17 protein-coding genes are annotated in these 21,583 nt (G+C 61.2%); 4 read left to right on the forward strand and 13 right to left on the reverse strand.

Annotated elements, in window-relative coordinates:
- Positions 1 to 169 precede the first annotated feature (169 nt).
- The 6 genes from J5Y06_RS12535 to J5Y06_RS12560 form a co-directional block, all read right to left on the reverse strand.
- Positions 170 to 1,666, reverse strand: a complete 1,497-nt coding sequence (locus tag J5Y06_RS12535) for a sugar ABC transporter ATP-binding protein (RefSeq protein ID WP_209335480.1) — start codon at positions 1,664 to 1,666, stop codon at positions 170 to 172.
- Positions 1,663 to 2,712: an NHL repeat-containing protein gene (locus tag J5Y06_RS12540; RefSeq protein WP_209335481.1), complete on the reverse strand. Its 1,050-nt coding sequence runs from the start codon at positions 2,710 to 2,712 to the stop codon at positions 1,663 to 1,665. Before J5Y06_RS12540 ends, J5Y06_RS12535 begins: the two co-directional genes overlap by 4 nt.
- Positions 2,709 to 4,841 (reverse strand): ABC transporter permease, encoded by a 2,133-nt coding sequence (locus tag J5Y06_RS12545; RefSeq protein WP_209335482.1) that lies wholly within the window; start codon positions 4,839 to 4,841, stop codon positions 2,709 to 2,711. The genes J5Y06_RS12540 and J5Y06_RS12545 overlap by 4 nt, the downstream gene beginning before the upstream one ends.
- A gap of 79 nt (positions 4,842 to 4,920) precedes the next feature.
- A complete protein-coding gene (locus tag J5Y06_RS12550) occupies positions 4,921 to 5,913 on the reverse strand; it encodes a sugar ABC transporter substrate-binding protein (RefSeq protein WP_209335483.1) in 993 nt (330 codons plus the stop codon).
- Positions 5,914 to 5,939: 26 nt separating this feature from the next.
- The gene (locus J5Y06_RS12555) at positions 5,940 to 6,962 is read right to left on the reverse strand and encodes an ABC transporter permease (protein WP_209335484.1); all 1,023 of its coding nucleotides are present in this window, start codon (positions 6,960 to 6,962) and stop codon (positions 5,940 to 5,942) included.
- 159 nt (positions 6,963 to 7,121) lie between these two features.
- Positions 7,122 to 7,766 carry a TetR/AcrR family transcriptional regulator gene (locus tag J5Y06_RS12560; protein WP_245247797.1) on the reverse strand — a complete coding sequence of 215 codons (645 nt, stop codon included), beginning with the start codon at positions 7,764 to 7,766 and terminating at the stop codon, positions 7,122 to 7,124.
- A gap of 406 nt (positions 7,767 to 8,172) precedes the next feature.
- On the opposite strand from J5Y06_RS12560, the gene J5Y06_RS12565 reads away from it, so the two are divergent.
- Positions 8,173 to 11,562 carry a PAS domain-containing protein gene (locus J5Y06_RS12565; protein ID WP_342453418.1) on the forward strand — a complete coding sequence of 1,130 codons (3,390 nt, stop codon included), beginning with the start codon at positions 8,173 to 8,175 and terminating at the stop codon, positions 11,560 to 11,562.
- 172 nt (positions 11,563 to 11,734) lie between these two features.
- On the opposite strand, the gene J5Y06_RS12570 is transcribed toward J5Y06_RS12565, so the two are convergent.
- The 6 genes from J5Y06_RS12570 to J5Y06_RS12595 are packed head-to-tail and all read right to left on the reverse strand — an operon-like array spanning position 11,735 to position 17,632.
- Positions 11,735 to 12,961 (reverse strand): four-carbon acid sugar kinase family protein, encoded by a 1,227-nt coding sequence (locus tag J5Y06_RS12570; protein WP_209335485.1) that lies wholly within the window; start codon positions 12,959 to 12,961, stop codon positions 11,735 to 11,737.
- 1 nt (position 12,962) lies between these two features.
- On the reverse strand, positions 12,963 to 14,237 hold the full coding sequence (locus J5Y06_RS12575) for a RuBisCO large subunit C-terminal-like domain-containing protein (protein WP_209335486.1): 1,275 nt from the start codon (positions 14,235 to 14,237) through the stop codon (positions 12,963 to 12,965).
- 8 nt (positions 14,238 to 14,245) lie between these two features.
- Positions 14,246 to 14,785: a VOC family protein gene (locus tag J5Y06_RS12580; protein ID WP_209335487.1), complete on the reverse strand. Its 540-nt coding sequence runs from the start codon at positions 14,783 to 14,785 to the stop codon at positions 14,246 to 14,248.
- 8 nt (positions 14,786 to 14,793) lie between these two features.
- Entirely contained in the window at positions 14,794 to 16,071 is a 1,278-nt protein-coding gene (locus J5Y06_RS12585) for a TRAP transporter large permease (protein ID WP_209335488.1), read from the reverse strand.
- A complete protein-coding gene (locus tag J5Y06_RS12590) occupies positions 16,068 to 16,598 on the reverse strand; it encodes a TRAP transporter small permease (RefSeq protein ID WP_209335489.1) in 531 nt (176 codons plus the stop codon). Before J5Y06_RS12590 ends, J5Y06_RS12585 begins: the two co-directional genes overlap by 4 nt.
- A 14-nt stretch (positions 16,599 to 16,612) precedes the next feature.
- Positions 16,613 to 17,632 (reverse strand): TRAP transporter substrate-binding protein, encoded by a 1,020-nt coding sequence (locus J5Y06_RS12595; RefSeq protein ID WP_245247798.1) that lies wholly within the window; start codon positions 17,630 to 17,632, stop codon positions 16,613 to 16,615.
- Positions 17,633 to 17,781: 149 nt separating this feature from the next.
- Here J5Y06_RS12595 and J5Y06_RS12600 point away from each other — a divergent pair, with 149 nt between their 5' ends.
- Positions 17,782 to 18,804, forward strand: coding sequence for a LacI family DNA-binding transcriptional regulator (locus tag J5Y06_RS12600; protein ID WP_209335490.1), 1,023 nt, complete (start codon positions 17,782 to 17,784; stop codon positions 18,802 to 18,804).
- A 62-nt stretch (positions 18,805 to 18,866) separates the two neighbouring features.
- Here J5Y06_RS12600 and trhA read toward each other — a convergent pair whose 3' ends face one another.
- Positions 18,867 to 19,514: a PAQR family membrane homeostasis protein TrhA gene (gene trhA, locus J5Y06_RS12605; RefSeq protein WP_209335491.1), complete on the reverse strand. Its 648-nt coding sequence runs from the start codon at positions 19,512 to 19,514 to the stop codon at positions 18,867 to 18,869.
- A 218-nt stretch (positions 19,515 to 19,732) separates the two neighbouring features.
- Between trhA and J5Y06_RS12610 the strand changes: the two genes are divergently transcribed.
- Both J5Y06_RS12610 and J5Y06_RS12615 read left to right on the forward strand, forming a co-directional pair.
- The gene (locus J5Y06_RS12610; RefSeq protein WP_245247799.1) at positions 19,733 to 20,218 is read left to right on the forward strand and encodes a GNAT family N-acetyltransferase; all 486 of its coding nucleotides are present in this window, start codon (positions 19,733 to 19,735) and stop codon (positions 20,216 to 20,218) included.
- A gap of 290 nt (positions 20,219 to 20,508) precedes the next feature.
- Positions 20,509 to 21,153, forward strand: coding sequence for an NAD(P)H-binding protein (locus J5Y06_RS12615; RefSeq protein WP_209335493.1), 645 nt, complete (start codon positions 20,509 to 20,511; stop codon positions 21,151 to 21,153).
- Positions 21,154 to 21,583 lie beyond the last annotated feature (430 nt).

Genomic DNA, 21,583 nt, shown 5'->3' on the forward strand with positions numbered 1-21,583 from the left:
TTGCAAACCCACTTGGACGACCACCTTTGGCAAACCACGACGGCTTTCAAGCATTCTTCGCCCCCTGCGACTTCCGAAACGAATATCCGGTTTTAAGACGAAACGCATGCGCAGCTTGAGCGACAGGGACCGAGCGCAAGGCTGACTGTCTGGAAGCTTGAGCGAACAGCTAGTGGACGGCGGCGTGTAGGATGCGTTCGGCGGTTGCGTCTGCGCGGGAGAACTCTGCCGCGATCGTGCCGCTCTTGGCCACGAGGATACGATCGGACAGGTCGAGGATCTCCGGCAGGTAGGAGGAGATCAGAATGACGCCTGCGCCGTTGTTGGCGATGGATCGGATGATCTGCCTGATCTCGGCGATCGCGCCCACGTCGACGCCGCGCGTGGGCTCGTCGAAGATCACCAGCCTTGGTTCCTGCGACAGCGACTTGGCTATCACCACTTTCTGCTGATTGCCGCCCGACAGGTGAAGCACCGGCTGGTTCGCGCCAATCCGCCGGATCGACAACCGCTTTTCCCAATCATCGGCCAGCGCACGCATACGGTGCCTTGGGGCAAGGATCGAGCGACGCCCAAACTTGGCCAGCCATCCAAGACCGATGTTTTCGGCAACCCCCATCGTCTCGAAAAAACCGTCGAGCTTCCGGTCTTCGCTGACATAAGCGATACCGTCCGCTACAGCCTGGGCCGGAAGCGTGTAGCGCACTTCGCGACCGTCAAGCCAGATGCGGCCGCCGCTGAAGTTGCGCTTGGTATGACCCATGATCACCTTGGCGACTTCGCTGCGCCCCGAACCAATCAGGCCCGCGATCCCTGTGACTTCGCCGGGAAATATGGAAAAGGACATGTTGTTGACCATTGCGCCCATGCGGATGTTCTCGACCTGGAGCACCGGCACGGCAGTGGAACGGGTGTTTGCAGCCGGTCTCGCCGGCGCTTGTTCCGCAAGATCTTCACCAATCATGTGCCGGATCAAGCTCGCCCGAGTGAAGGAGGATGCTGGCCCGGTCTGGATCATGCGCCCGTTGCGCAGCACCGAGATGCGATCGGCGTGGTTCAGCGCTTCTTCCAACGCGTGGCTGATGAAGATCATGGCTACCCCACTGCGCTTCAGCGAGCGCATGAGATCGAAGAGGTGGTCCGTTTCTTCGGGCGTGAGCGCTGCTGTGGGCTCGTCGAGAATGATCACGCGCGCTTCGTTCACCACCGCGCGCGCGATTTCCACCATCTGCCGCTTCGCTGCCGACAGCGACCCTGCGAGCTGTGACGGATCAACCTTGAAGTTGAGCCGCTGCAGAACCTGCCGGGCAGCGTTGCGCACCTTACGCACCGAGTTGAAGGCCGCTTCGCGTCCAAGCACGATGTTCTGCGCGACCGTTAATTGCGGCACCAGGCTCGTTTCCTGGTAGACCATGGAGATGCCGCGCCGGCTGGCATCCTTTGGCGCTGCAAACGCAACCACCTCACCATCCACGCGGAGGTGCCCTTCGCTTGGCGTGATCACCCCGGCTATCAGCTTGCAAAGGGTGGACTTGCCAGCTCCGTTTTCACCGACCAGTGCGTGGATCTCTCCTGGCAGGAGATCAAAGGTCGCTCCCGCCAGCGCGGCGATACCGCCATAAGTCTTCGTGGCATTCTCCAGTTGGATGACTGGCTGCGTGCTCATGAAACCGAACATCCCCTTGCGAGCTTCAGGAGTTCGCCGCTTCCTTTGCTCACCGCTACGATCGCCTCGTCCCAGATTGCAACGTCGCTGATGGCATGACGACGGCCATTCGCACGAGATTGCAAGGAGCCAACAGGCACAAGCTGCGCATCCATTTCGATCAGCAGCCCATATGAGAAGGAGGGCGCCCACGGCTTCACCTCGCCAAACAGCCGGGTGGCGCCAAGCTCGATGGGGAAGTCGTGGCTGAACTCCGGCGATACGCGCGGAGCAATCCAGTGCGCGACATCGACCGTGTCCTTCATGGTGGCAACAAAGCCGCGCTCGGTTTTCAGGAACTCGATCAGCGGATCACGGCGCGCCAAACAGGCAAGCAGGTAACCCTGCTGCGTTTGCCTGAGCCGGCCGAGATAGCCGGGAAGGCCGCTGCGGATTGCGGCGCCACGCTCATCCACTATCGCTGCGCGTTCAAGCAACGAAACCTGTGGGCGACCGGCTTGATCCAAGCTCAGCCCCATCGGCGCATGCAGCTTGCCGTGGATCACCTCCACCTCACCCGATCGACGGAGGGACAGGAGTTTTCCGCGCGGTTCGGCATCCCACGCTGCACGCGCCAGCACCTCTCGGGCGACCGGATAGCCACAATCCACCAGCAGCAGTTCGTCGTCGCTGCGGAAGGCGCAATCCACAACCGAGACCGCCTGGCCGGCAGGGAGTTCCCATCCGTTTAGCGGCTGCCCCGAACTGTCAAACATCGCGAGCCGACCGCCTTCCAGTCCGACAGCTACCTGGCCGGATCGGCTCACGCAAAGCGCCGTCACTGCGGCGTCGAGCATGGCGAAGCGCTCGGAGGCGGCACCCCATGATGGCAACACCACCACTTGCTTGCCGGAACTCACCAGGAGCCGCCCGTCAGGGTGAACGGCCACGGCATCCGGGCCGTCGATCGCCAGCCCCTCAGCCTCGTCCAACCGGCTATTGGGGCCAAGCACGCCTTCGAGGGTCATGGCTGGAGGATTTTTCGTGCGGCCGACGAGGTTCATCATCCTTGTGCCCCCCAGTAGCTGGTCGGGCCGCACCAGCCGGGATCAGCACCAGTAAGTTCGAGACGACCGATTTTATTGTTGGTTACACCACCGAGATACAGGGCGCCTTCATGTTCGCGCATGGAAGTGATCATGTAGAGCGGCCCGTCAGGTGTGTCCCACAGCGCATCGATGATGGTGCCGCTTCCGTCTATCTTCAGGACGCCGCCAATGTTCAGATTTCCAAAGAGCCAGTTGGTGGGCGGGACACGCTTGGTCATGCGCCGTCGCAGCTGCGGGTTCTTCATCGCGGCATCGAACACGGGATTTCGCATTCCGGCCAGAGCAACCCAATAGCCGCCATCCGATGCGCGGTTGATGTTGTCGGGGTAACCGGGCAGCCCGCTGGTCAGCACCCGGGGACCTTCGCGGAGGCGCGCCAGATCGAACACGAGGATCGAGCATTCCCATGTGCTGGCGACCAGCAGGTACTTTCCGTCATGCGTCAGGCAAACACCGTTGGGAAAGCGCAGATTGTCGCAAACGGTTCGCGTTTGACCGGTTGCAGGATCAAAGGACAGGAGGCGTCCATTGGGTCGGCCTTCCAGAAGATCCAGTCCCCAGTTCTCGATGTCGTAGCGCTTGGATGCGTCCGTGAAGAAGATCGTTCCGTCCGGCGCGATGTCGAGATCGTCGGCCATGCGAATGGTAGTGTCGTCCTGGACACTGAACAGGCTTCGCTCCGCCTGATCGGTCAGGAGTTCGACCGCACCGTCGAGCGACACGCGCATCAGGCCCATGCCCGCAACACACACGACGATGCGGTTTTGGCGATCGAAGGCAAGACCAAGCGGTCGTCCGCCGAGCTTGGCCAGCACCTCCGCCTTTTCATGGCCTGGCGCTGCGATGCGGAACAGGTAGCCGTCGCGGCTGCCGCAATAGATGTTGCCGTCCTTGTCGAGCAGCACGTCTTCCGGCCCATCGACCTGACCGACGGCCAGGATTGTGGCGTCCCGTAGCTTGGGTGCGGTTTCATCAGGCATCAGGCCCTGCATGCCTTTCACGGCGTCGGTCTCGAAAGCCACGGGGTCGAGATAGGTCGAGGCGAGGAGCCGGTGCCGGTTCTTGCGGAACTTCACGTCGACCGCGAGGATCAGGATGATGATCGCGCCCATGGAGAGCTGCACGAAGTCGCCGCGAAAGCCGGCGTTCACCATCGCATTGTTCAGGACGTAGATGGTCGTGAAGCCGATCAGCACCGACACCACCGCGCCGCGCCCCGGAACGAAGCCGCCAAGACCGACCACGAGTGCCGTCAGCGCGAAGAATTCCATGCCGATGCCCGTGTCAGAGCCGATGCTGTTTTGTCGAGCCGCAAACAGGAAGCCCGCGAGCCCTACCAGCGATCCGGCAAGCAGGTAGCTCAGGAATATCGTTTGGCGCACCCGGATGCCGCCGTGACGCGCAGCCTTGCGGTTCCCGCCGACGGCCAGAAGATGCCACCCGAAGCGTGTTTGCCGGAACATCACAAAGGCCAAGGCGGCGACGACAAGCAGAACCCAGAAGCCCACCGGCAGCGTCAAAACCTTCTCGAAGCCGATCCAGTCCCAGGTGTCGTCCATTCGCGCCGAGCTTGAGATTTCAACGAGTTGCGCCTGCGAGGCAAGGGTGTAAAGGCCGCGGACCGTGATCATCGTTCCGAGCGTGGTCAGAAGCGCGCCGCAGCCAAGAAGGCCAGCAATGGCACCGTTCACCGTTCCAACCAGCGCTCCCGCGAGAATGGTCAGGGCCAGCACGGCGGCCACCGGTAGCTGGAGAATGTGGAAGCAGAAAAGCGCCACAAAGGCCGACATGGCGAAGTTCGAGCCAACGGACAGGTCGATGCCGCCCACGGCAACAACAACGAGCAAGGCAATCACGATCAGCCCGCCATCGGGCGCGTATTGCGCGAGGTTTCGCAGGTTGGAGGGAGCGAAATAGCCGTCCGTCGCCAAAAGGATGCCACAGACCGCGCAGATCAGCGCGACAAATGGGATCAGGCTTTCGACCCAACCCTTTGACAGAACGTCGGCAAGCAGCCGGCGCGGCGACACGACAAGACGCGGCACGCGTTGCGCTGGCAGGCTGGCGAAATGGAAATCCGCGGCCATGAAAACGGTCTCGTAGAGGAAGCAGGGGCGGGACGCAGGGTCCCGCCGGACGGCCGCCGCAGCGGCCAAGGTCACGAAATCACATCTTCCAGCACAAGGAAGGGTCGAAGCCTTCGCCGGATTTGATGATCTTAAGCGGCGATTGGGCGATCATCATGGATCCGTCCTCAATGGACGCGCCCTGCAGCATGAGGTCGATGAGCGTACCGGCGTCGCGGCCCTGGCCGTCGGCGTCATAGCTCCAGATGCGGTGCTGGATCTTTTCTTCCACGGCCTTGCAGGCGACATCGTCGCCTCCGCCGGTGGAATAAACCAGCACGTCGTCGGACTTCCCGGCGTCCTTCACGGCGTTACCCGCACCCATCGTATGGACATCCCAGTGGCCAAACACGGCGCACAGGTCAGGGTGCTGCTGCAGCACCGTGGAGGTGATCTGCCGCGCCTTTTCAGGCTCCCAATCCGACGCCTGGTTGGACACGACCTCGATCTCCTTGTGCTGCTCGAAGACCTTGAAGGCAGCCTCGTTCATCATCACGCTGTCGGCGGCCGTCAGCTGGCCAGGGATGATGGCGACTTTGCCGGACTTGCCACTTCCGGCGCCGCATTCCTTCACGATGTCTTCTGCGATTTCGCGGCCGATCCGCTCCCAGCTGGCACCCACGAAAGCGGTCGACGGCTGGTTGGATTGAAGGTTGATTTGCAGCACCTTGATGCCGTCGGCTTCTGCCTGCTTGATCTGGCGGGCAAGCAACTGGACGGTCGGATTATGCACCACAAGCACATCCGGCTTGTCGCTGATCGCCTTAGCCAGCAGCTCTGACATGATGCCCGTATTGAAGGCTGCGTCGCGCACCTCAAACGAGTAACCGCCGATCTCGGCATGTTCGCGCATCCGGCGCGCCCAGCCTTCCGTCAGCGAGATGCCCATGGAGATCGGCACGAAGATCACCTTCTTGCCGGCCATAGGGCTTTCATCCTGGGCATGGGCGGTGCCCGTGCCGGCGAGCATCGAAACGGCAAACACCAGGCCGGCTGCTGCCGACACCAGTCTATGTCCCATTCTGTAGGTCATTCTTTCCTCCCTGGTTGATCGTATCGTCAGAGATCGCCCGCTGTGTCTGTCTCGGCGTCCCTGGGATTGAGGTAGTTGTCGGTGATGATGGCCGCGAGCAGGATGAGGCCCTTCAGCATGTCCTGCGTTTGCGTCGTGACGTTCATCAGGGTCATGCCGTTGCGGAGAACCGCGATCAGCGCCACGCCGACGATGATGTTGCGCAGGCCTCCTCGCCCGCCGCGCAACGGAATTCCGCCGAGCACGACCACGAGAATTACTTCGAACAGAAGCGTGCCGTTGGTGACCGTGCGGAAGTCGACCGCCCCGCTCGCCGAGGCCATGATCAGCCCGGCCGTGATCGCGGTGAAGGCTGCGAACACATACACAACGATGGCCGTCACACGGACCGACAGACCGCTGAGCCGAGCCGCCTGGAAGTTGTCTCCCATGGCATAGATGATGCGGCCAGCTACAGTGCGGTTCAGCAGGAACCATGTAGCCATGAGCGTGCCGAGCATCAGCGCCACCGGCACGGGCAAGAACGGCAGTAGGCGGCCCGCGAAAAATGCAACTGTGGGATCCGACTTCGGCAGAAGAAGCAGGTATTCACCGCGCAGCACGGCAAAGCGGAATAAGCCGACGATGAACATGGAGGACGCGAGCGTCGCCAGCATCGACGGAATTTCGACATAGGCGATGAGCCAGGCGTTCAGCGCGCCGATTGCGACCATGCTCAGATACGCGGCCAAAAGAGCCAGCGGCGCCGCGACGCCGCCTGAGATCAGCATCCCGAAAATCGTTGCCCCAGCCACCATCTGGGCTATCAGCGAAAGATCGAGACCGCGCGAGATGATGACGACGGCCATGCCGCAACTGAGCACGGTGAGCGATGCGGAATTGATGAGGATGATGCCGAGATTGCCGGTTGTTGCGAACCCATCGATCGTGGCGGCGAACGCAACAATGAGGAGAAACGTCGCCGCCGCAACAACCCGCTCGAGCATGTTCCTGCGGCCGCTGCCTTGGTTCGGCAAGGTCAGCGGTGCGGCTGCGCTATCGGCGGACATGAAGTCCGTCCAGCCCGCTCGGGCTTACTGGAACCTTCTGATGTTGCTCCCTCACGATTGCCGTCTCCCCTCAGCATCCGCGTCGACTTCTTAGGGTCACAACATCATCTTATTCACTCACGCGATAATTAGTCAACAAGCTCTTGCTGTTTAGAGAGCCTACTTTGTTGCCTCCAACCTTTGAGCAGGGGCATTGCAAATCGCCAGGAAACCAGCTGCCATGAAGGTGGACATGCGCTGCTTTACGGCCGCGAAATCATCAGAGCGGCAGAGCCCGCCGGACAGCTTGTCGATCCGCCCCGTGCGAGCGAGGGTGAGCATCAGGGCGCCAGTGGTGAAGTGGTAGCCCCAGAAGATGTCTTCCACGCTGGATTGCGGCAGCGCCTTTTTGAGGAGGTCGACCAGGCGGAGCACCACGGGATCGAAATGTTCATCCATCATCGCCGCACCCCACTCCGGCGTGTTGGCTACCTGCGAAGCGAGGGCCGCATAGTTCTTCCAGCCCTCGCCCCCCTCTAGGTAGAGATCAAGATCGGTGTCCAGAAAAGCGCGCAGCGCGCCTTCAACCGTCGGTTTACCCGAGCTCGCTTCTTCATAATCATCGAGCATCCTCAACCGACGCTCGCTCGTGACCGCGGCACGGCGGGCAAAGACCCTTTCGAACAGCGCCTTCTTGTCGTCGAAATAGTAGTTGATCAAAGTGTGGTGGACACCGACGTGCTGCGCCACGTCCTTCAACGTCACGCCGTAAAGGCCGTGCTTGGAGAACAGGTATTCGGCTGCATCGAGGATCTGCTCGATCATGCCTGCGCGCTGCTCAGCCTTCTTGCCCCCTTTTCGTTGCCTGGTTTTTATTTCCGCCAAACCATTACCCCCGCTAACCATGTCTAGGCTCCGACTTCGGGTCTTCTTTGATGCCGAGCCACACGCAAGCCGACGCTCACTATCGCGTGGGTTAATATCATCAGTAACAGTTTCCCGGAAGCGCGTCCGCTTTAGCCAAGCGTTACCATGCTGGAAACAGGAGGGCACAAAGCGCTCGTTCGAGCCCTCTTCTTCGGGGACCACTTCGGCCGCTAAGCTTGAGGGCGTGGCTGTGGACGTCGATTGCGCTAGTTGGGCTATCGATGCCATCGATCAGATGTGATCTAGCAGTTGCGGATTGTGAGCGTTTCATGAATGGCTCGCCGTGCGCGGAGTAGAACCTGACGTGAACACAGTATCGACCGATAAGCCGCTCACGCAGCGCTCATCAATCTTCCTGTCGGGCGGAGGCGAGATGAGCCGTCGCATGCTCGAACACGACTGGTCGACATCGCCGCTCGGGGCGCCTGATACCTGGCCGCAATCGCTCCGCACCGCCGTGAGTTTGATGATCACCTCACGTCACCCGATGTTTATCGCTTGGGGGCCGGATCTCGCCTTTCTTTACAACGACGGCTACATCCCGATCTTCGGCACCAAACACCCAGGCACCCTGGGACGACCGTTCAAGCAGGTCTGGTCGGAAATCTGGGACGACATATGGCCGCTTGTTGAGCGGGCTCTCGCCGGCGAACCGACATGGTCCGACGATCTCCATTTGGTGATGGAGCGCAACGGCTATCCTGAAGACACGTGGTACAGCTTTTCTTATTCGCCTATTCGCGACGAAACAGGCGGTGTTGCAGGGATGTTTTGCGCCTGCCAGGAAACAACGGCGCGGGTTCTGGCAGCGCGACAGCAGGTTGCCGAAACCCAACGCCAGCGTCGAATGTTCGAGCAAGCGCCCGGCTTCATCGCAATGCTGTCGGGACCAGACCACGTTTTCGAGCTGACAAACAAGGCGTATCAGCAGCTAATCGGTCATCGCGACGTGATTGGAAAACCAGCGCGCGAGGGACTGCCTGAAGTTGCCAGCCAAGGCTTCGTTAATCTGCTGGATGAGGTCTACGCTTCCGGTAAGCCGTTTGTAGGCACAGCCGTGAAGGTTTCCCTCCAAAGTGACCCGGGCGGCCAGAATGAAGATCGCTTCCTCGACTTCGTCTACCAGCCGGTCACGGACGGAGCCGGAAACATAAGCGGCATTTTCGTTGAAGGCTCCGACGTCACTGAACGAGTGCGTGGAGAGGAAGCTTTGCTTGAGGCGCAGCGCCGCCTCGACGCTGTCCTTAACAACGCTTCGGTAGCTATCTTCCTCATGGATGAGCATCAGCAATGCAGCTACATGAACGCCGCCGCTGAGACGCTGACTGGCTACACCTTCGCCGAGACACAGGGCCGGACGCTCCATGATGTGGTCCACCACACTCATCCTGACGGGCGGCACTTCCCCATTGAGGAATGCGCTATCGACCGCGCCTTTCCAACAAACGCCAACGTGCAGGGCGAAGAGGTGTTTGTTCACAAGGACGGAAGCTTCTATCCAGTTGCCTACACTGCCAGCCCCATAAGCGATGATCAGTCTCGTACGATCGGCACCATCATCGAGGTGCGCGACATCAGGGCAGAGAAAGCAGTTGAGGCGGCGCTGCGGGAAGAAAGCCGCACTCTCGAAACCCTGAACCGGATCGGCGCGACCGTTGCCGGCGAGCTTGATCTTGACCGCGCGGTTCAGATGGTGACCGATGCCGGAGTCGAATTGACGGGTGCCGAGTTCGGTGCGTTTTTTTACAACGTGACGAACGATGCAGGGGAAAGCTTCCTGCTTTACACGCTGTCGGGCGCAGACCGATCAGCGTTCGAGCGCTTTGGCAACCCACGGGCGACGGCTGTGTTCGCCCCGACCTTCGCCGGCGAAGGCATTATCCGCTCGCATGACATCCTGGCTGATCCACGATACGGGAAGAACGAGCCGCACTTCGGTATGCCAAAGGGACATCTGCCTGTCAGGAGTTATCTGGCTGTGCCGGTTTCTTCGCGCTCAGGCGAGGTGATTGGCGGATTGTTCTTCGGCCATCCGGAGCCCGGCCGTTTCAGCGAACGCCACGAGCGTTTGATGACCGGTATTGCCTCCCATGCAGCGATTGCTCTCGACAACGCCCAGTTGTACCGCGCCCTGCAACGAGCGAACCAGACCCTGGAAGCGCGGGTCGAAGAGCGTACGGCAGATCGAGACCGCATGTGGCGGTTGTCCACTGACCTCATGTTGGTCGCGCGCTTCGACGGAACCATCGTGGCTGTCAATCCGGCTTGGGCGGGCCTTTTGGGGTGGGAACAAGCGGACCTTGTTGAAACCTCGTTTCTGGACCTGATCCATCCGGATGATTTGGAAGCGACCCGGGCAGAGGCTGGAAAGCTCGAGCAGGGCATGACGACGTTGCGGTTCATGAACCGCTACCGTGCCCGTGACGGCCATTACGTCTGGCTGTCTTGGACCGCAGTTCCAGATGAGCATTTTATCCATGCCGTTGCACGCGATGTCACTGCGGAAAAGGAAGCTGCGGCCGAGCTTGAACAAGCGCAGGAGGCGTTGAGGCAAGCGCAAAAGATGGAGGCGGTCGGCCAACTCACGGGCGGTCTCGCACACGACTTCAACAACCTGCTCGCGGGCATCTCCGGTTCGCTTGAATTTATGGGAGATCGCATCGCGCAGGGACGCATGGCCGACGTGGAGCGCTACCTTGTCGCCGCACAAGGAGCGGCAAAGCGGGCGGCGGCGCTGACGCACAGGCTGCTGGCCTTCTCGCGGCGCCAAACGCTCGATCCGAAACCCACCAACGTAGCAACGCTAATCAACGGCATGGAAGACTTGATCCGACGCACCGTTGGTCCATCCATTTCCCTCGAAAGCGTTGCTGGCGGCGGCGTGTGGAGCGTGCTTGTCGATCCCAACCAATTGGAAAACGCGCTGTTGAACCTTTGCATCAACGCGCGGGATGCCATGCCGGACGGTGGCAAGATCACCATCGAAACTGCAAATCGCTGGCTCGACGAGCGCGCGGCAAAGATGCACGACCTTGCTTCTGGTCAGTACGTCTCGCTGTGCGTCAGCGACAACGGCACCGGCATGTCGCCGGAAGTTGTCGAGAAGGCTTTTGACCCGTTCTTCACAACCAAGCCCATTGGCATGGGCACCGGCCTGGGACTATCCATGATCTACGGCTTTGCCCGCCAGTCCGGCGGGCAAGTGCGGATCTATTCGGAGCTCGGTCAGGGCACGATGATTTGCATTTACCTGCCGCGCTACCATGGCGAAGCCGGCCCCGTGGAGGACCTATCACACGCCTCGTCCCCTATAAGGGCCGGGGCGGGCGAAACCGTGCTTGTGATCGACGACGAGCCGCTGGTCCGCATGCTTGTCGTGGATGCGCTGGAGGAGCTTGGCTACGCCTCCATCGAGGCTGGCGATGGGCCATCCGGCATGAAGATACTGGAGTCTGACGCAAGGATCGACCTGCTGATCACAGATGTCGGCCTGCCAAACGGAATGAACGGTCGGCAGGTTGCGGATGCAGCGAGGCAGCTGCGTGACGGCCTGAAAGTGCTCTTTGTCACCGGCTATGCAGAGAACGCGGTTCTCAACCACGGCCATCTTGAGCATGGCATGCAGGTGATCACCAAGCCGTTCGACATGGCCGAACTGACACGGCGCATCCAGAGCATCATCTCAGAAGCATGAGGTGCAGCGATCCAGTTGATCACCCACCACCTGCTGGCGGACACGGGCTTCGCCTCCGATGTGCGTTGCCTCAGTGGCCGTAGAACAAGCCTGATGTCCGGAAGCAGGTGGTCGACACCCAAGCCGCGGTTCACAGCTCGTTTGCCGCTGTGCCTTCCAAGGGCGTGGCGTCCTACGCCGCCGCGAAGCTGTCGAAGAGGTCCGGTGCGCCAACCTGCCCGCCCTTCAACAAGAGCAAAGTGCCGTCCAACGGCGCGTCCGGCGCATGCCCGCGGCAAATGGCAACGCCTGGTCCTGCGCGGCTGACGAAGGACAAGCTGCGAAAGCCAAGATGCTCCACAACCGTGCTCGATGTATCTCCCCCCGCAACAGCCAACGCTCGCACGGGCGATATTTGGAGAGTCGCTGCGGTAAGTTCGGCTAGTTTCCGCGACAAAACCGCACCACGCTGGCCGTAGTCCAGATCCGCCTGAAGATGAACAAGAACGTTGCGTCCGGCCGAGAGCGCGGCACCCACCTGCGTCGCCACTGCCTGCGGGTTCGCCAGATCTCCAGCCTCGAGCGCGAACTTCTTGTAACACGCAGCGGCGGCAACCTGCGCTGCCGTGGCAGACGATCGGCTGCCGGCAATTGCGAGGCGCGGACCAGGCGCCGACAGCGTCACGCCCGGATCTGTCCGCGACTCGGCTTCCGACGGCCATAGAGCTTCAGCCACGCTGCTGGAACCCACGATCAAGGTCGACGTAGGTTGTGCCTCGCGAGCCCTCAGGGCCTGGCCGAGCGCATCCACATCCGCTTGATCAAGCGCATCCACAAGCAGTCGCCGCCTGTGCCCCAAGTCCCCGCTCAGTCCGCCGATTTGGAAGTGATCGATCAGGTGCAGTGCGTCCAGGCCTTGCTCGGCAAGATGCCGGCGCAGATCCGCTTCCGCCATTGGCGTTACCGGATGGCGGCTCATGATCGGGTGGCGATCGATGCGATAGGTGACGCCATCCGGGGCGCGCGCGAAGAGCGTGCCGAAGATGCAGAAGCGTCCGAGGCTTGGCTGGCCGCCAAGAACTATGGTCTGGCTCGGCGCCAACTGCGCTTCCAACGCCCGCACAGCGGCACCGATGCTGCCAACATGGGGCGCGGAATCGAAGGTCGAGCAGATCTTGTAGTGGATGAAGCTTGGCTTGAGGGCGATCAGCGCCGGGCCCATCTCCTCAAGCTTCTCCGTGATCTCTTCGGCACTACGGGACCGCAGGTCCGTCGCGATTCCCACCGCGTGGAGACCACCCGTTTCCTCCTTTGTTGGAACATCAAGAAACAGACGAGCCTTCGCGCCGCGCTCGGAGAAAGCCGCCAGCGTGTCGGAGGCGCCGGTGAAATCGTCGCCGATAAAGACGATGCGGCTCATATCAGCTTCCGAAAAATTGCAGAGCGGCCGCGAGTTCGAGGCGCTGGTTTCCAGCAAGGGCAAGCTCCTGGCCACGCTGCACGGCATCCCATGCCTGGCGCAGACTGCGCACGCCGGCTGCGGGTCCGCCCGGATGGGCCAGAATGCCACCGCCAGCCATGAACAGGAAGTCGTTTGATGCGGCTGCCTCGTATGTGCTTGGCAGCGTTCCCGCCCATTGGCCGGAGGAAAACGCCGGCATCACTGCATCCGCGGCATCTGGCGCATCGGCTGCGAGCGGCTGGAGGCACCGGCGGGCGCCCGCCCTCACCTCCTCCGGCTGGTCGGAAAATTTGCCGCCGATGCCATGAACATGCATGTGGTCGACGCCCGCCAAACGATAAAGCGCCTGATAAGCATCGAAGCCGATGCCAAGCAGCGGATGCCGGGCGAACGCGCCGAACCCGTTTCGGTGGGCATGGATGGCCAGCGGCGTCGACCGACGCAGCGTTTGCATTGCCGACAAGCCGCACCAGTTGAGGCTGGCCATCACGCACGAGCCGTTTTCGCGCGCAACCAGATCGGCATGGCGGCGCATCGCATCTGTTTCATCGGTGATGTTGAAAGCGATCATCACATTGCGTCCGCTTCGCTCGCGATAAGCGCGCACCCGCGCCATCACCGCCGGCACGCGGTCAGCCAAGGGCGCATGATCGGGATTGGCGCAGATCTCGTCATCCTTGATGAAGTCGACACCGGCTTCACACAGAAGTTGCACCAGGTCTGCGATCTCTTCGGCGCGCAATCCGACGTTGGGCTTGATGATCGTGCCGAACAGCGGGCGGTCCTGAACGCCGACGCTGGAACGCGTGCCGGCTACTCCCACGAGGGGCTTCTCGAAGCGATCACGAAAGGCCTGCGGCACGATCACGTCTGTTAGCCGCAAACCCGTGACTTCCCCAAGGTCATAAAGATTGCCAGCAACGGTGGCTGCGAGCGTCGGCAGGTTCGCGCCCATGTTGGCGATCGGATAGGCGATGCGAACCCGTGCGCGTCGCCACGGGCCGGCGACGGCCTTGCGCTCAAGATAGGCGCTACGCAGGCTCGGCGCTTCCGCCGGCTCCAGCTCCTCGACCGCAAGCACCTCCGCGGCCGCGCGTGCACGCAGTTCGTCGGTTTCACCGGCGACGCGAACAAAGGTCCCGCTCGACTGCTCGCCAGCCATAACCGCAGCGATCTTGCCGGGGTCGAGCGGCGTTTCGACGAGGTAGCTCGCCTCGACCGTGTCAGGACGCATCGTGCGGCTCAGATTGCGCTGAGATCTGGAAATGGCCGCACCGGATTGCTGCCGTCCCAACCTTCCGATGCATTCCGGATCAGGTCGAACATGCGGCCCTTGGGTCCAAGCACTTCTGACAGCTCGATCACGGTGCCAGGGTGGGCTTCACGGTCGAAATAAACGAAGCGGCCGTTTTCCCCGACCTTGCCGCTCATCTTGGCCTGAAATCCCTCTCCTTCCATGCGGGCGAGATCGCGGTCGTAGTCCTCGGTCCAAAAGGCGACATGCTGCAAGCCGCGATGCCCGGCCATGCGGAAGTCGCGGTACATGGACGGCACGTCGTTGCGGCACTGGATCAATTCCACCTGCACATAACCGCTGTTGGCAAGCGCCACTGAATTGTGAGGCAGGTACGTTTCGCCTTCGTAGCGGTAGTCCTCGATCGGGACCTTGGGATTATAGAACCACGGTCCGACGCCCATCACCTGCTGCCAATGATCCATGGCCGCCTCGATGTCATCGACGACGTAGCCGAGCTGGCGCACAGCGCCCAGGAACCTGCTCATGGGAAATCCTATCGGGAAAGAAGTTCGGGGAGCCAGGTTGAAACGGCGGGTACCGTCGAAACAACCAGAAGCGAAAGCAACAAGGGAATGAAGAAGGGCAGCACGCCCCGCACCACGCTGTGGACCGGCATCTTGGCGACGATCGACACCATGTAGAGGCTCATGCCCACAGGCGGCGTCAACAGGCCGATCATCAGGTTGAGCACGAAGACGATGCCGAGTTGCAGCGGATCGACCCCCGCTGCATGCAGGGCCGGCGCAACGATTGGGGCAATGATCAGGATTGCAGCAATCGATTCCAGGAACATGCCCACCACGAGGAGCAGAAGGTTCACCAGCAGCAAAAGCACGAGCGGATTGCTGGAGATACCAAGCAGGTATTCTCCCGCCAGTGCTGGAACCCGATCAAGAGTCAGCACCCAGGCAAACACCGCCGCCGTCGACACGATAAACAACACACCGGCGGTTGCTTCCGCTGTTTCGCGCAATGCTTCCCAAACGGCCTTAAAGGTCAGCGTGCGGTACACGAAGAAGCCAATCACCAGCGAGTAAGCGACGGTGACGCCGGCAACCTCGGTTGGTCCGAAATAGCCGCTCAGCAGCCCACCGATCAGCAGGATCGGAGCAAGGAGGGCCGGCAAGGACACCAACGTCTTTCGGGCGACGGCTGCCAAGGACGGGCTCATCGTGTCGCGTGGAAGGTCGTAAAGCCGCGCCATCACGGCAACCTGCGCCATCAGAAACGCCGTGATCAGGAGCGCGGGGACGATGCCGGCAACAAGCAGTTGCACGGCCGAGACATTGGTGACGCTTGCATAGATGATCAGGGGAATGGATGGAGGGAAGATCGGGCCAATCGTGGCAGCCGCAATCGTCACGCCAGCGCCGAACTGTTTGCGGTAGCCTTGCGCCACCATCTGGTCGATCTGGATCTTCCCGAGTGCGCCGATATCGGCCAGCGCAGCACCGGAAACGCCGGAAAAGATCAGGCTCACCAGGATCGAGACCTGTGCGACTGCGCCGCGGATGCGGCCGACGAGGAGACGCACAAGGTCGAAGATGTGGGTCGTCACGCCCATGGCGTTGAGCAGGCTTGCCGCCAGAATAAAGAGCGGCACGGCAAGCAGCGGCGTGGAATCAAGCGCATTCACGGCGCGTTGCGCCAGAACATGCACCGGAAGATCGAAGGCGACGATAGCAACCACCGAGGCCAGGCCGAGTGCCACGGCGACCGGCGCGCCAATCACCAGCGCGAACGCGAAAAGCGCGACGAGAACGAGGCTCACGGCAGCATTTCCTTTCGAGCCTCAGTTGCACGGCCAGATACAACGGAAGCAAAACGGACGCCTGAGATCACAAGAAGCAGGAGCATGGCGACCACAACCGGGCTGTAGAAGACCCAGTTCGGAATGCCGAGCGTCGGTGTTGCGAACTTCCAGGCACGGCCGAGAAAAGCGTAAAGGCTCCAAAGCAGGAGCCCGGCGAAGGCGAGCACCAGCAGTTCAACCACGGCAGCCTGCCAGCGCCGAAACCGGACTGGCAACATCATGGGAACCATGTCCACGGCGATGTGCTGGCCCCGAAGCGCAAGAAGGGGCACGCACAGGAACACGATGGCGACCCCGCAAAAACGCGCGAGTTCATCGGCCCATGGCATGCCCGAGTTGAAAACGTTGCGCCCGACGACCTGCCCCATGATCAACACACACATGAGGGCGAGCAGAAGCGTAGCAAAGACGCGGCATGCGACGGCCGCGCCTTCGAGACTGCCCGCGACAATGCCGCGAGCGTGCTCTTCATCTGTGGGGATCATATCCTAGAGCAGCCTTAGGCGATGGCCCGGATCTTCTCGTAGAGCTCGCCGTATTTCTGGCCGAAGCGCTCTTCCACCAGCTTGGACACAGAGGTGCGGAACGCGTCCAGGTCCAGCCCTTCGTCCGGGCCGATCACGGTCATGCCAAGCTTGCGCAGTTCTTCCGTTTCCTTGGCTTCGTTGTCCTGGATCGCCTTGGTGGCACGCTCGCGGATTTCCAACGCAGCGGCCTTGATGGCTTCCTGCTGTTTGCTGTCCATGCTTTGCCAGGTGTCCTCGCTCATCACGACCACTTCGGCATTGGACATGTGACCGGTCAGCATGAGGTGCGATTGCACCTCATAGAGTTTGACGTTCAAAATGACGTTGACCGGGTTCTCCTGGCCAGCCACCACGCCGGTCGCAAGCGCGGTCGGAACCTCCGACCAGTCCACCGGTACGGGCGCAGCGCCCATCCCCTCGACGGCTGTCTGGTAGATCGGGAAAGGCACGGCGCGGATCTTTTCACCGGCGAGATCAGCCGGCTTGCGGACGGCCTTGTTGCAGGTCAGGTTCCGACGTCCAAAATGGTGCGCATAGATCACGCGGACATTCGCGGCCTCGATCAAGCCTTGGTTGAGCTCCTGCATGACGGGCGAATCCACGTCCATGACCTTCATGAGGTGATCGACGTCGCGGTACAGATAAGGCGTGTCCAGTGCGGCGAACGGCTCATAAAGGGAGCCGATCCCGCCAGCCGTGTTGTGCGAAAAGGCGATCGTTCCGAGCGATACCGCTTCCGCCAGTTCCTGCAGCTTGCCAAGCTGCGACGATGGAAACACCTGCACCGCGATGTCATTGCCGGAATGTTTACCGACGGCCTCTGCAAACCAGTCAGCCTGAGCGCCTGCCACGCTTGCTGGCTCGTTGTTGTGGCCGTAGCGCAACGTCAGCGACTGCGCAGATGCAAGGCGCGGCATCATCGCAAGCGCGCCGGCCCCGGCGCCGAGCGCCAATGCCTGGCGGCGCGTGATGATGGATGTGCGGATCGTCATGAGAACCTCCCGTTCAGCTGTTTGCCGGTTGCAGTTTCCTGCCCCGGTCTCCTCCTCTTGACAGCAGGCTAAGAACGAGAATGCTTCACGTCAAATAATTCATGCTGAGGTTTTCTGAGGTGCCTTCAAATCTGCCCTCTCCCAGTTCGATGCTGTCTGTTGCAGAAGCGGCAGGTGTCTCGCTGGCGACCGTTGATCGCGTCCTCAACCGGCGCAAAGGGGTCAAACCCCGCATGATCGAGCGCGTGCTGAAAGCGGCGGTTCAACTTGGCTATATGGAACCGGAAGAGCGCGAACGCTTGTCGGCCTCGAGGCCCCCAAACGTTGCCTTCCTGCTGCCAAAGGGCACGAACCCTTTTCTGCGCCTGCTCGGCGACAAGGTTCGCGCTATCGCGGAAACTGGCTCAAGGGACGACGTGCCCGTGCGCTGCTTCTTTATCGAGAGCTTCGATGCGGCGGCGCTTGCGGCGGCCTTGCGCCACCGCGCGCGCTGGGCCGATGGGATCGCCTTCATGGCCATTGATCATCCCCTTGTGCGAGAAGCGGCGGACGAGGTCGCATCGGCGGGAACGCGCCTCATCACCATCGTGTCCGACCTGCCGCATTCCGGCCATACCGCCTATGTCGGTCTCGACAATCAGGCGGCGGGCCGCACGGCTGCCCTCCTCCTCGGCCGGTTTTGCCATGTGCGCGAGGGCAGCGTTGCGCTGGTCGCCGGTAGCCGCAATTATCGCGCCCATGCCGAACGTGAGATGGGCTTTTTGAGCCTGCTGGAAGAATCTCATCCGGGCTTGCGCGTGATCGGAATGCGCGAAGGCCATGACGATCGCAACGAGAACTACCGCCATACACTTGCGCTGCTTGAACAGAACCCGGACCTCGTTGGGATCTATAACGTCGGCGGATCCTCGGATGGCATAGGTCGCGCGTTGCGTGAGCGCGGTCGCGCCGACGCAGTGGTGTTTATTGGTCATGGGCTCACGGCCGACACGCGTCGTCTCCTGATCGAAGGCACCATGGATGCGGTTATCAACTCCGATCCCGACCAGTTGATCGCCTACACGCTGAAGCGCTTTGCGCGTTCACCGGACGAACGGACCGAGAGCCATCAGGAACTGCTCGGAATCGGAACGATCTTCAGGGAGAACCTGCCACCTCAATCGAGAATGTAGCCAACCAGTCCGTCACCCAGCACGGCAGACTCGGTTGCAGCAGATAAACAGGGCAAAACCCGTCAGGCGTTGCGTATCAACACCAGCAGGAACACCGCCACGTAGTGAACTGTCGCCGCCGCGACCACAAACGAATGCCAGATCGCCTTGTGGAACCGCAGCGTCTGCCAGAGGTGAAAAGGAACTCCGGCAGAGTAGATCAGGCCGCCAGCGAGCAGCAGAAAGAAAATGCGGACGGGAAAGCTTTCGAGAAGCGTCTCGACCACCAGCATGCCGCTCCATGCCAATCCCAGGTAGAGCACGATCGAGAACATCTTGAACCGACCCGGAAAGGCCAGTTTCATTCCGGCGCCGGCAAGGGCCACGGTCCAGATGCCCGCAAGCATCCAAACGCCCTTCGATCCCATTGAAGCTGCAAAGGGTGTATAGGTGCCCGCGATCAGCAGGTAGATCGCGGCATGGTCGTACTTGCGTAGCGTCCACTTTCCCGGCCCAGCCGGCCACAGGCTGTAAAGCGCCGAGGTTGCGAGCGAAGCCAGAAGGCTGAGCGCGTAGATCATCACCGCCGCGTTCATGACAGCATCCGCTACCGCGAACGTGGCGTTCAGGATTACGGCGACGCCCACCGAAGCCAAGACGATCCCAGCCGCATGAACGGCGCCGTCGGCGACCAATTCGGACCGGCTGTAGTTCCAGGGGCGGTCCGTCATCGAATGCGCATGTCTCGTTTTTCGCAGCGTCCGTTTTGGGCCGCCGCAGTGGCAATTACGCGATCTCGCACCCGAATGGCTAGCGCCGGAAGGATCAAGACCTGATCCAGTCTCCTGCAAGTTTCCGTACCGAAGTGGTTGTCGACGGCACGACGCAGCTCTGGTCAACTTCGACGCGGTCTTGTAGATGCCGCAGCCCGAAACCGATGAGGTGGAGCTTGACCATCCCAAGCCACGCGCACGCGATCACCGTACGACCTTACTCGCCGGAGGATCTGGACGCGGTCATCGAAGTCTTTCTGCGGTCGATACGCGAGACCGCGTCAGCGAACTACAATCCCGATCAGATTGCCGGCTGGGCACAAGCCGATCGTGAGGTCTGGTCTGAGCGACGATCAAGCCGACCGACCTGGATAGCTGAAGCAGAAGGGCAAGTAGCCGGGTTTACCGACCTCGAGAACGACGGGCATCTGGACATGATGTATGTCCATCCCGAACTGTCTGGACGTGGGATCGCCCGCGCACTCCTTCTGGCCGCGGAGCAATATGCTCGACGCCGATCCCTCATGCGCATGTACTCGGAGGTCAGCTTGACCGCCCGGCCATTCTTCCAGCGAAACGGCTTTTACGTGGTCGAGCCGGAGCGGGTGTTCCGAAATGGCCAATGGTTCGATCGCTTCAAGATGGAGAAGGCGCTGGTCTAAGGATTTCCGAAGCTCGGCTGCAAACACTGTCGCCATGGCAACATCTCAGGAGGGGAGCCGAAGATCCAAGCTCAACCTCACGATCCCTCGCAGACGACGCTTGCCGGCAATCCTGAGACGAAGCCACCTTCTCGCCGGCCAAGACGGGCCTCCGTGCGTATTGTGGCCACTCGACTTTGACGATCAGCGAGAACAGGGTCGCGGTACGCCCAATCGAATGGGCAGTTTTGCGCGAAGCTGAGCTCAGGGTTTTCGGCCCACATCTTTGAAGGGGCAACGGAGGAAGGGTCATGACGAAGATCTTGATCGCTGGTGCAACGGGGCTCGTGGGCGGCTATGTCCTCCAGCAGGCGCTGGCTGACACCCGCGTCACTAGGGTTGTGGCGCCGACCAGGCAGCCGTTGCCGCCGCACCCGAAACTGTTCAATCCGATCTCAGATTTTGCATCGATGCCGGATGACGACCGCTGGTGGGCAGTCGACGGCGTTGTCTGCACGATTGGCACGACGCGCGCGAAAGCAGGATCCGCCGAAGCCTTCCGAGCGGTCGATCTTGATCTCCAGCTAGCGGTGGCACGTCACGCGCGCGCTCATGGCGCAAAGCGCTTCGCTTTGACCTCTTCGATGGGCGCCGACGCAAGATCTCACTTCCTGTACCTGCGCACCAAGGGTCAACTTGAGGAAGCGTTGAAGGGTTTGAATTGGCCCTCACTGACCATCGTGCGTCCAGGTGCCATCCTGGGCGAACGAGCCGAGGTTCGAACAAACGAACGCATCCTCGGCGCCGTCTTGCGAACGCTTGCTCCCTTGTTGCCCAAGGCAGCACGAGGCAACCCCGCGGATCAGATTGCCCACGTGTTATTGGAAGCCGCAATAACTGCGCCCAACGGCGTCCGGCTGGTCAAAGCAGACCAGATCGGGCGAGATCGAAGCTGATCGGGCGATCTTCCGTTCCCTTGATAGCAGTGTGGTCGCCAGCTCCGGCCCGATGGGGAACAGTTGGCTCCGATTAAAGGGCTGGAACTGCTCGCCCTTCGCACCGACTGGTCGTTTTTTGGGTGCAGCCTGCGATTAGCGGACACCCGTTTCGGGGAGTGGCGTCCAAAATTTAAGCTGGTGCAGCCATCAGCATCACGTGATCAGAGCCGCATCCCACGTCGCGGACATGTGCTCGCGGTAAGCGTCGGCCGCGTCTGAAATAAAGCTGCAAGCGACCGTCACCCCCCTTGGCAATTTTCCCGCAAATGACGGTTCTTGCTGCAGCCGAGTGCTGAACTGCGTTGCCATGCAAGTTTACTGCCGGTGTTCACCTGCCTCATCCCCGAGCTGCCCATCTGGAGCGTCGCTCCCTTGAAGGCGCGGATTC

This window comes from Tianweitania sediminis (assembly GCF_017813335.1).
GTDB lineage: Bacteria > Pseudomonadota > Alphaproteobacteria > Rhizobiales > Rhizobiaceae > Tianweitania > Tianweitania sediminis.

Excerpts from the sequence above, each read along its gene's own strand:
- J5Y06_RS12590 (WP_209335489.1), bottom strand. The coding sequence starts at position 16,598 with ATGATCCCCACAGATGAAGAGCACGCTCGCGGCATTGTCGCGGGCAGT.
- J5Y06_RS12545 (WP_209335482.1), bottom strand. The coding sequence starts at position 4,841 with ATGGCCGCGGATTTCCATTTCGCCAGCCTGCCAGCGCAACGCGTGCCG.
- J5Y06_RS12595 (WP_245247798.1), bottom strand. The coding sequence starts at position 17,632 with ATGACGATCCGCACATCCATCATCACGCGCCGCCAGGCATTGGCGCTC.
- trhA (WP_209335491.1), bottom strand. The coding sequence starts at position 19,514 with ATGACGGACCGCCCCTGGAACTACAGCCGGTCCGAATTGGTCGCCGAC.
- J5Y06_RS12570 (WP_209335485.1), bottom strand. The coding sequence starts at position 12,961 with ATGAGCCGCATCGTCTTTATCGGCGACGATTTCACCGGCGCCTCCGAC.
- J5Y06_RS12535 (WP_209335480.1), bottom strand. The coding sequence starts at position 1,666 with ATGAGCACGCAGCCAGTCATCCAACTGGAGAATGCCACGAAGACTTAT.
- J5Y06_RS12575 (WP_209335486.1), bottom strand. The coding sequence starts at position 14,237 with ATGCGTCCTGACACGGTCGAGGCGAGCTACCTCGTCGAAACGCCGCTC.
- J5Y06_RS12540 (WP_209335481.1), bottom strand. The coding sequence starts at position 2,712 with ATGATGAACCTCGTCGGCCGCACGAAAAATCCTCCAGCCATGACCCTC.
- J5Y06_RS12580 (WP_209335487.1), bottom strand. The coding sequence starts at position 14,785 with ATGAGCAGGTTCCTGGGCGCTGTGCGCCAGCTCGGCTACGTCGTCGAT.
- J5Y06_RS12555 (WP_209335484.1), bottom strand. The coding sequence starts at position 6,962 with ATGTCCGCCGATAGCGCAGCCGCACCGCTGACCTTGCCGAACCAAGGC.
- J5Y06_RS12560 (WP_245247797.1), bottom strand. The coding sequence starts at position 7,766 with ATGATCGAGCAGATCCTCGATGCAGCCGAATACCTGTTCTCCAAGCAC.
- J5Y06_RS12615 (WP_209335493.1), top strand. The coding sequence starts at position 20,509 with ATGACGAAGATCTTGATCGCTGGTGCAACGGGGCTCGTGGGCGGCTAT.
- J5Y06_RS12600 (WP_209335490.1), top strand. The coding sequence starts at position 17,782 with ATGCTGTCTGTTGCAGAAGCGGCAGGTGTCTCGCTGGCGACCGTTGAT.
- J5Y06_RS12550 (WP_209335483.1), bottom strand. The coding sequence starts at position 5,913 with ATGACCTACAGAATGGGACATAGACTGGTGTCGGCAGCAGCCGGCCTG.